At 55.5% G+C, this 8,789-nt stretch carries 8 protein-coding genes and 2 pseudogenes; 5 read left to right on the plus strand and 5 right to left on the minus strand.

The features are described 5' to 3' along the window. Positions 1-18 precede the first annotated feature (18 nt). Together kgd and RCH87_RS09340 are read left to right on the plus strand one after the other, a co-directional pair. Positions 19-1,275 (plus strand): annotated as a pseudogene (gene kgd / locus RCH87_RS09335) (multifunctional oxoglutarate decarboxylase/oxoglutarate dehydrogenase thiamine pyrophosphate-binding subunit/dihydrolipoyllysine-residue succinyltransferase subunit); the annotation flags it as partial. A gap of 75 nt (positions 1,276-1,350) precedes the next feature. Then, complete coding sequence (locus tag RCH87_RS09340) at positions 1,351-2,244, plus strand: fumarylacetoacetate hydrolase family protein (protein WP_306516424.1); 894 nt, start codon at positions 1,351-1,353, stop codon at positions 2,242-2,244. A 60-nt stretch (positions 2,245-2,304) separates the two neighbouring features. Here RCH87_RS09340 and RCH87_RS09345 read toward each other — a convergent pair whose 3' ends face one another. Continuing rightward, positions 2,305-3,072 (minus strand): hypothetical protein, encoded by a 768-nt coding sequence (locus RCH87_RS09345; protein ID WP_306516425.1) that lies wholly within the window; start codon positions 3,070-3,072, stop codon positions 2,305-2,307. 45 nt (positions 3,073-3,117) lie between these two features. Here RCH87_RS09345 and RCH87_RS09350 point away from each other — a divergent pair, with 45 nt between their 5' ends. Next, positions 3,118-4,242 carry an Mrp/NBP35 family ATP-binding protein gene (locus RCH87_RS09350; RefSeq protein WP_306516426.1) on the plus strand — a complete coding sequence of 375 codons (1,125 nt, stop codon included), beginning with the start codon at positions 3,118-3,120 and terminating at the stop codon, positions 4,240-4,242. Between the two features lie 85 nt (positions 4,243-4,327). Here RCH87_RS09350 and tatB read toward each other — a convergent pair whose 3' ends face one another. The 3 genes from tatB to sigE all read right to left on the minus strand — a co-directional run bounded on the left by tatB (position 4,328) and on the right by sigE (position 6,083). Further along, on the minus strand, positions 4,328-4,888 hold the full coding sequence (tatB, locus tag RCH87_RS09355) for a Sec-independent protein translocase protein TatB (RefSeq protein ID WP_306516427.1): 561 nt from the start codon (positions 4,886-4,888) through the stop codon (positions 4,328-4,330). 16 nt (positions 4,889-4,904) lie between these two features. After that, a complete protein-coding gene (locus RCH87_RS09360; protein WP_306516428.1) occupies positions 4,905-5,366 on the minus strand; it encodes an anti-sigma factor in 462 nt (153 codons plus the stop codon). A 96-nt stretch (positions 5,367-5,462) separates the two neighbouring features. Then, on the minus strand, positions 5,463-6,083 hold the full coding sequence (gene sigE, locus RCH87_RS09365) for an RNA polymerase sigma factor SigE (protein WP_306516429.1): 621 nt from the start codon (positions 6,081-6,083) through the stop codon (positions 5,463-5,465). A gap of 190 nt (positions 6,084-6,273) precedes the next feature. Here sigE and RCH87_RS09370 point away from each other — a divergent pair, with 190 nt between their 5' ends. Together RCH87_RS09370 and RCH87_RS09375 are read left to right on the plus strand one after the other, a co-directional pair. Further along, complete coding sequence (locus RCH87_RS09370) at positions 6,274-6,903, plus strand: O-methyltransferase (RefSeq protein ID WP_306516431.1); 630 nt, start codon at positions 6,274-6,276, stop codon at positions 6,901-6,903. A 108-nt stretch (positions 6,904-7,011) separates the two neighbouring features. Next, positions 7,012-8,487, plus strand: a complete 1,476-nt coding sequence (locus tag RCH87_RS09375; protein WP_306516430.1) for a GH32 C-terminal domain-containing protein — start codon at positions 7,012-7,014, stop codon at positions 8,485-8,487. A 17-nt stretch (positions 8,488-8,504) separates the two neighbouring features. Here RCH87_RS09375 and RCH87_RS09380 read toward each other — a convergent pair. Continuing rightward, positions 8,505-8,789, minus strand: a pseudogene (locus RCH87_RS09380) (SAM-dependent methyltransferase); the annotation flags it as partial.

Consider the following 8,789-nt stretch of genomic DNA (forward strand, 5'->3'; position numbering starts at 1 on the left):
GAGGTCAAAGAGGCATAAGAAAACGGTCCACAAGAACAGACTTGTATTACTGCTTCCCAGGTGCTCAACCGAGTTATTTTAACTTCAATTTGCGCTGATACTATGCGCGAGCTCGGCGAATCGTATCTGGATCTGCCAGAAGGATTTGAGCTGCACAATCGTGTGGCCCCAATTGCCGAAAAGCGTGCGAAGTCGTCCGTAGAAGGTGGCATCGACTGGGGCTGGGGCGAGCTGCTTGCCTTCGGCTCGCTGGCTGCGGAAGGCAAGCCGGTTCGTTTGGTTGGTGAAGATTCCAAGCGCGGTACCTTCACCCAGCGCCACGCGATCACCTTCAACCCGAAGACTGCCGAACAATACAACCCACTCGATGCACTGGCACAAGAAGCTGGCAACGGAGGTAGCTTCGAGGTCTACAACTCGGCGCTGACCGAGTTCGCTGGCTTGGGCGTGGAATACGGCTATTCCGTCGGAAACTTGGACGCAGTCGTCGCCTGGGAAGCTCAGTTCGGCGACTTCGTCAACGGCGCCCAGACCATCATCGACGAGTACGTATGCTCGGGTGAAGCCAAGTGGGGTCAGCTTTCCAAGGTCATCTTGTTGCTGCCACACGGATACGAAGGCCAGGGCCCAGACCACTCCTCTGCACGCATCGAACGTTTCTTGCAGCTGGCTGCTGAAGGCTCGATGACCATCGCCCAACCATCGACGCCTGCAAACCACTTCCACCTGCTGCGTCGTCACGCGCTGGGCACCATGTCGCGCCCGCTCGTGGTCTTCACTCCGAAGTCGATGTTGCGTGCGAAGGCTGCCACCTCCGAGGTTGCCGAATTCACCGACGTTACGTCGTTCCGCTCGGTCATCAATGACCCACGCCTGGTAGATGTCGACAACAACGTCATCGGCGATGCAGACAAGGTGAAAACCGTCATGCTGTGCTCGGGCAAGATCTATTACGAGTTGGAGAAGCGTCGCCAGAAAGACGAGCGTGATGATATCGCGATCGTCCGCATCGAAATGCTGCACCCAATTCCGTTTAACCGCCTGTCTGAAGCATTCGACAACTTCCCGAACATGGAAGAAGTCCGCTTCGTACAGGACGAGCCTGCGAACCAGGGCCCTTGGCCGTTCTACAATGAGCACCTGCACGAATTGTTGCCAGACATGCCACGTATGCGCCGCGTTTCCCGTCGCGCACAGTCCTCGACTGCCACGGGTATCGCGAAAGTGCACCAACTCGAGCAGAAGCAGCTTATCGACGAAGCTTTCACAGATTAGGAAGCATTCGGCGACGAAGTTGACTACGGTGGGTTCTAGTTCACACTAGTTCCCGCCGTAGAAAGGCCAAAAGCCATGCGACTAGCCTCTGTAGCATCCGCCAGTGATGGAAACCGCTACCTTGCGATTGTCGATGATGCGGAATCGCAAGACTCCGCATCAGTGACAGTCCGGCCAGTCCATGGCTTTTCTGCTGCCCAGACCCCGGTGCGCAGCGTCGGCGAGCTGCTAGCGATTCCTGATTGGCGTGATCAGTTTAATGAAGCACTCATCGACGCCGGTGATCCCGTTGTCATCGATGTGCGTGAGCTCGATGCGGTGGTTCCTTGCCCAGGAAAAATAATTTGCCAGGGCTTAAACTACGCAGAACACATTCTGGAAATGGGACGCGAACTTCCGCAATATCCCACGCTTTTCACCAAATTTCCCGAAGCCCTCGCTCGTCCCTTTGCAGATGTGGAAATTCCCGCGGCGAAGTCTTCCCAGCTCGATTTCGAGGGCGAGCTTGCCGTGATCATCGGCGACTATGCCAGCGAGGTGAGCGAGGCCGAAGCAACCGACTATATCGCTGGATACGCTGTATTTAACGATTACACCTTGCGCGATGCGCAGCGACGTACCCCACAATGGCACCAAGGCAAATCATTCCGCAAAACAAGTGCTTTTGGCCCTTGGCTGACAACGCCGGATGAATTCGATTTTTCCAGCGCCAGCGTGCGCACCTACCTTGGTGAGGAGCTCATGCAAGATGCTCCCCTCGCCGATCAAGTCTTCCCACCAGCGCAATTGATTTCATTCATTTCGCAGATTTATCCGCTGCGGCCCGGCGATGTCATAGCCACTGGCACTCCAGACGGAGTCGGGTTCGCGCGTACCCCACAACGGTTCATTCGCGATGGCGAAACGGTGACGATCACCATCGATGGCCTTGGCACGATCGCGACGACAACGCGCATCACCGACTCCTAAAGCCCCGCGTCGTGTATCACCGGCGCGCATTGCCTAGCCGGTCGCATTGCCTAGCCAGTGCTAAGCCTCATCACTCACGGAATCTGGTGAGGAGCCAGTGACATTGACTGCTGCCCATTGCCCTGCGGCTTCTTCGGCGCTGAGGCCGTCGGAAAGCTTGTCCTGGAGTTCTTCCAGGTTGCGATCGTCCAGTAGTCGAGTGACTTTTTGGATCTCGCCGGTTTCTTCCCGGTTGAATAAACCGGCACCAAACAGCGGCGTGAAATCCTGGGGAATTTCTTGCGACGAATCGCCACACCCTTGAGCCGATGACGGCGCGGTGGTCACGATAGTCGGTGGCAACAACCCCATGACTTCGCGGTGGAACTGATCATGGAGATCAATTTCGTTCGGGTCTTGACCGTCTTCGTTGTGCAGCAGATCTTCTGCGAGCGCAGGATTGAATTCTGTGACAAATTCGCCGGTACAGGTGATCATGAAATCAATCTTTCGGGTTTGCAGCATATCCCAGCGCTGAGCAGTATCTGCGCCTTCGACGGCAAAAACTTCAGCCTCCCGCCCTTGTTGGGCTAATACTTCACGATAGATATAAGCCCACAGGACCTGCTCAGTCGATGTTGCATCCGCGCTAATGCGTACGACACGCTCGTTTTCGTTATCGTTTCCAGGCGCAGGTTCGCCCACATTAGATGCAACGGCCCCATTATCGGCGGCAGTGGATTCCTCAGCCGCTGGCTCTCCGGGGGTGGAACATCCTGCTGCCACAAGCGCTAGACCGGAAATTGCTGCTGCAAAATAGCGATTTCTCACATAATTCATCGTACCCACGTTGTGCAGTTTACAGATTCACTAGCAGGACTAAGATGGGAAGTAATGAGTGCCATTACAGAATCAGCAGTCCGCGAAGCGTTGGCGCGCGTCGAAGATCCAGAGATCGGTAAACCCATCACCGATCTTGGTATGGTGAAATCCATCGACATCGATGGCGCCGACGTCAACGTCGAGGTTTACCTCACTATTTCTGGATGTCCGATGAAATCGACCATCCAGTCGAACACCCAAGCCGCCGTCGAAGAAGTCGAGGGCGTAGAAAATGTTTCGGTCTCGCTCGATGTCATGAGCGATGAACAGCGTCGCGAATTGCGCAATTCCCTGCGCGGTTCCCAGCGCGAACCCGAGATCCCCTTCTCCAAGCCGGAAAGCACCACGCGCGTGTTCGCGGTGGCATCAGGTAAAGGTGGCGTCGGTAAGTCTTCGATGACGGTCAACCTAGGTGCTGCACTCGCGCAGCAAGGTTTAAAGGTCGGCATCGTTGACGCTGATATTTACGGCCACTCCGTTCCTAACCTCTTGGGTTCTACCGAAGCACCCAACGTCATCGACGACATGCTGCTCCCGCCACAGGCGCACAATCTAAAATTCATCTCGATTGGCCAATTCGTTGAGGGCAATGCCCCTGTGGTTTGGCGCGGGCCTATGCTGCACCGAGCTATCCAGCAATTCCTCGCTGATGTTTTTTGGGGCGATCTGGATATTTTGTTACTCGATTTGCCTCCTGGAACCGGCGATGTTGCGCTGTCAGTAGCACAGTTGATTCCAAACGCAGAACTGCTCGTGATAACAACCCCTCAGGCAGCGGCCGCAGAGGTTGCTGAGCGTGCCGGCTCGCTGTCGCAGCAGACTCGACAGCGGGTAGCCGGCGTCATCGAGAATATGAGCGCGATGGTGATGCCCGATGGTTCAACGTTGGATGTCTTCGGTTCCGGTGGCGGCGAAGTCGTCGCAGAACGCTTGACGACGCTCGTCGGCACGGAGGTTCCGCTTCTGGGACAAGTTCCTCTGGACCCGCCGCTGCGCTCACACAGCGATGCTGGTACGCCAGTGGTGCTCGCCGATCCGGACAGCCCGTCGTCGAAAGAGATCAGCAAGATCGCGCAAGGTTTGGCAAAACGCCTTAATTCTTTGGCTGGCAAGCCACTCAGCTTGGGCGTGAACTAGCCGCCGTGTTTCCGGCTCCACGATGCACACAGGAGCCGGTGCTCAGCAGATCCTCGACAGCAGCCCTCCGTTGGTTCTTTAGCTTTTAGAGAACGTCCGTCCAAGTGAATTCGGCTCTCCCACCACCCGCTGCTGGCGGCTGCGCGCGTCGTGGTTGCTCCTGTTGGGGTTTCGCTGGCCGGGCTTGGGTTGATCGCGACTGCTTTGTTTGTGGTGGATGTGATTGCAAATCTTCTGACTGTGCGCCTCGTTGCTGTGGCTGACGGTGCTGCACATTCTGTGGCTTGCGGGATGCCGTGTCCGTCGCTGCTGTATTTGGCCCCTGTTCTTTCAGAATTGTGCGGGGATCAAATTGATTGAAGAATTCATCGTCTTCGTCGAAAAGCGTCTTCGCGATCGCCGCCCGCGGCCCCATTCTGCTAAGTTGGCTGACTTTGTGTAATGGCTCGCGGAACTGTTCGAAATCCGAACTGAATTCTTCAAATTCGCCGTTGAGCTCTTGCTTCGCATTATTGATTGCCTTGCGTGCTGCGAATATTGCTGCCCGGAAATCCTGCAGTAACCCAGGCAAGCGCTCGGGACCGATGACAATGATCGCCACCACAATGATGACGCCGATTTCCGACCAACCGATATTGGAAAACACGAACCTATTTTAGCCTTTAGCCGTGGTGATTTCGACGTACTGCACGCGCCAACTTCTCAATGCGTTCGATCAAATCGGCTTGTTTGGCTCCGTTCTGCTTGGGTGCAGTTCGCTTGTGCACGCTATATTCGTGCTCAGTTGATTGACACGCAGCTGGCTCTTCACCAGCAGAATTATGCCAACTATTGCCACCTGTGCTCTTAGCACCAGTCGTTGTATCAGCTGTCGAGCTATCAGATGCCGCTGCGATACTGCGCAAACGGTCCAACAAGGATTCGGAAGCTTGCACCTGCTCATCGCTATTACAATTACGCAGTGCGTGGGCTGCGCGACGTTGCCGATGCACATCAGCCCGGCAGTTTTCGCACAGCACCAAGTGCACTCTGGCGTTGTGAGCAGATTTGCGAGACATCTCTCCATCAACGAATGCCGCAACGGCTTCAGGGCCTAGATGATCAAAACGGCGCCGAGGTTTCATTGCGCGCTTCTTTTTGTCTGAACCGTGTGTCGAAGGCGACATGGTAAAAATCGGTTCGCCTCCTTCGTGCCTGTTGTCGATCATGCACCCACGTGTTTAGCGCGTGCGTAGGAGAATCTGGGTTTCTTCGTTGTGGGCCGCCTCTTGTTCCAATCGAGCACGCAATTGCGAGCGTCCACGGTGGATACGGGAACGCACGGTGCCCATCTTGACACCAAGCGTAGCGGCAATTTCTTCGTAGCTCATCCCGATTACGTCACACAATACGATGGCCACGCGAAAATCAGGGGCCAATTCATCCAAAGCTTTCTGCAGCGCAGGGTCCAAATTCGCTACATTGTACGCTTGCTCGGGGGTCATGCCATTACCGGCAAATCGTTCGTAATCTTCCGGCAATGATTCCATACGGATCTTCGAACGGTGACGCACCATGTCCAAGAACAAGTTTGTCGTGATGCGGTGAAGCCAGCCAGCGAAAGTACCAGGCTGATATTTTTGCAAAGAATGGAAAACTCGCATGAAGGTCTCTTGCGTGAGATCTTCTGCATCTTGTGGGTTACCTGCTAGACGGAAAGCCAGACGGTAAACACTATCTGCGTGCTCAGCCACCAATTCATCCCAGCTCGGCATAGCACCGACGCCTTCATCAAAGGCATCGGTCCCGCGCAATTCTGCAGCGGACTCTGGGTTGTGGTCTGCCCCGCTTTGCAACGTCATGGTGTTTATTGTGCTATAGACAACTCAATAAATCCAGCCTGCAAACTGTGCACTTCCTGTGAATGCTTCACACCTGCTACCAGCGGGTATTCTACAACGCACTTCACTTACCGCGTGAACGCTAAAAAGCACTTAGACTGTTGGTGTGTCTACTTCAGAGAATTCTTCGCTCACCTCGTCGGTGTCAGCCATGCTCGATTACATCAACTCCACTGCCGTGGTTTCTGAAGGCTTACAGGCGGCACACGCCCACGCAGACGAATACTCTCTGCCCGCACCGGATGCCACCGTCGGCCAGCTACTCACCACACTGACAGCTAGTGCGACGCATACAAGAGAAGCCAAAAACTCTGGGGTGATCGCCGTAACTCCCGCTGCGAGCGTCGTCGGCCTATACCTTCTACAAGGATTGCCAGATAAAGGCGTTTTGACCTGCATTGACCCTGAGGTCGAGCACCAACAACACGCAAAACATGCTTTCCGCGAAGCAGGTTTTAGCCCTTCACGCATTCGCTTTTTGCCCTCACGCCCGCTAGATGTGATGGGCCGGTTAGCCACCGCTTCTTACCAAGTGATCTACGCAGACGTCACCCCAACGGATCTTCCAAAGCTCGTCGAAACTGCTTGGCCATTACTAGGCAGTCACGGAACGTTAGTGCTGGCTAATTCGCTACTCGACGGCACCATCTCAGATTCTTCGCGCACTGATCGCGCAACCCTTGCTGCGCTCGCCGCTGATAAATATTGCCGCGAACTCGACGATGCGATTGTTACCAGGCTGCCACTGGGCTCCGGGCTCACGTTGGTGACCAAACTTTAACCGTCAGCGTCGGCGGATAGTGCAGACGTCGGCGGATAGTGCACACGGCTGCACGATCACGGAAATATCACTACCCTGGTCGTCAGTTCATTGACGCAAGGAGAGACCATGACTGAGATCCATCGACCGGAACTCCACATCACCCCAGAACACGGAGTTTTGGATGCCCCTGCGGGAGTTTTGCTCGACGGCAATGACTGGCACGTTTTCTACCAGTATCGTCCAGAAGTACCTGGCCCGGCCCGCTGGGCCCACACGGTCTCGCAAGGAGATCCTTATTCCTGGTTCGAATGTGACGACGTATTAGGCCCAGTCGGGGGTGAGCTCACGGTCCGAGCTGGCTCGGTCGTAGCCATCGATGGTGAAGGTGAGCAGGACGCCAACTTGTATTTCACCTCCGTGACCTCCGGTGGCACCAATATCCAACTGGCTAAGATCAACTCATTAACCGCAGATTGCCCGCTTTCTGAAGAACGCACAGCGCTCGACCCCGCAATCAATCGGGTTTCGGCAGTGCTTGAGACCCAAGACGGTTTTCAGCGGTTCCGCTCCCCATGTGTCGTCCCAAATTGGGAAAGCCCGGTTGATCGCGAAGCCGGTCATACCGGCTGGCTCATGTTGGCTCTAACCGGCGACGCAGAAACCCCCACTCCGGTGATCGCTACCTCACAAGATGGCCAATCATGGGATTTCCAAGGCGAGCTCGAATTCGACGGTGATCTCGGCCTCGATCTTTCCCCAGTAGAAGGTCAGCTTTCGACCATCGTCGCTCCACGCATTTTGCGCCTGCGCGACGATGCTGATGGAGAAATCTATGACATTTTGCTACTGACCATAGAGCGCGCTGGAATCGATATTTCTGGTTACCTCGTGGGCACTTTGCGCGGCACCACCTACCGGGTACACGAGAGTTTCCGGCGCATCGATTTTGGCCATGACTTCACCCGCCCGCGCAACACCAACCTCACCAAAGGCACCACAGTGCGCGGTTCCACCGTCAATTCTGAAAATCCGGCCGATTATTACACCGAAGCCGCCCTGTTCGGACTCATCAACGGTATTGGCCGCCACGATGATCCCACTGAGCACCCGTCGCTCAAGGACGAAGGCTGGGCGAACGCACTGACACTGCCCCGCATGATTTCGCTCCACGACGGCATGCTTTATCAGACCCCACCGGCTGGATTACCAGATGCGATTTCATCCTCCGAGCGAGTACGCGCCTACACGGTGCTGTGTGAAGTTCCGGCAGACGAAGATTCGACTCTGACTGTTTCGCTCTTGGATGCCAACGAAAAAGAAGCTGCTCGGATCACGCACGCGGGTCACACTTTGAGCATTGATCGAAGCGTCGGTCCAAGCGATCGCTATCGCGATGAAGCGCCTGCCACTGCCGAGCTTGCCGACGGCGACAGCGACTCGTTGACCATCATCGTCGATGGTTCCACAGTGGAAATTTTCGCTGATGGTGGATGCGTCGCGATGACCTCACGTGTGTATTTCGACGGCGGCTGTTCCAAGATCGAGGCTTCCACGACTGGTAAAGCCGAAATTGAGCGAGACTGGCACCGCAGCGGCTCTTAGTTTTTCGGTTCTGCAGCTCACCTGGGCTTGAAGCGGTCGATCCTTCCCCGAGCTGTCACGATCATGGTTTCGGGGAGTTGAGCTAGGCGTTTTTCCAGTTCTACCGGGCTAATATGCCGCGCCGACGGGCTCATGCCAATTTGTGCACTAATGGAGCTCTTGTCCAGGCGCATGCGAAACTCTACGTGGCGTGGATCGCCTACTGGCTCTAAAATCCCGTCGGTTTGTTCGTACAACCGAGTCGTCTTGTCTTCTTCCACGGCGACTATCCCTAGTGTCTCCCGCAACTCGTCCAAGTGCCC

Origin of the sequence: Corynebacterium sp. (assembly GCF_030826625.1) — a bacterium.
In the GTDB taxonomy this organism is placed as follows: domain Bacteria; phylum Actinomycetota; class Actinomycetes; order Mycobacteriales; family Mycobacteriaceae; genus Corynebacterium.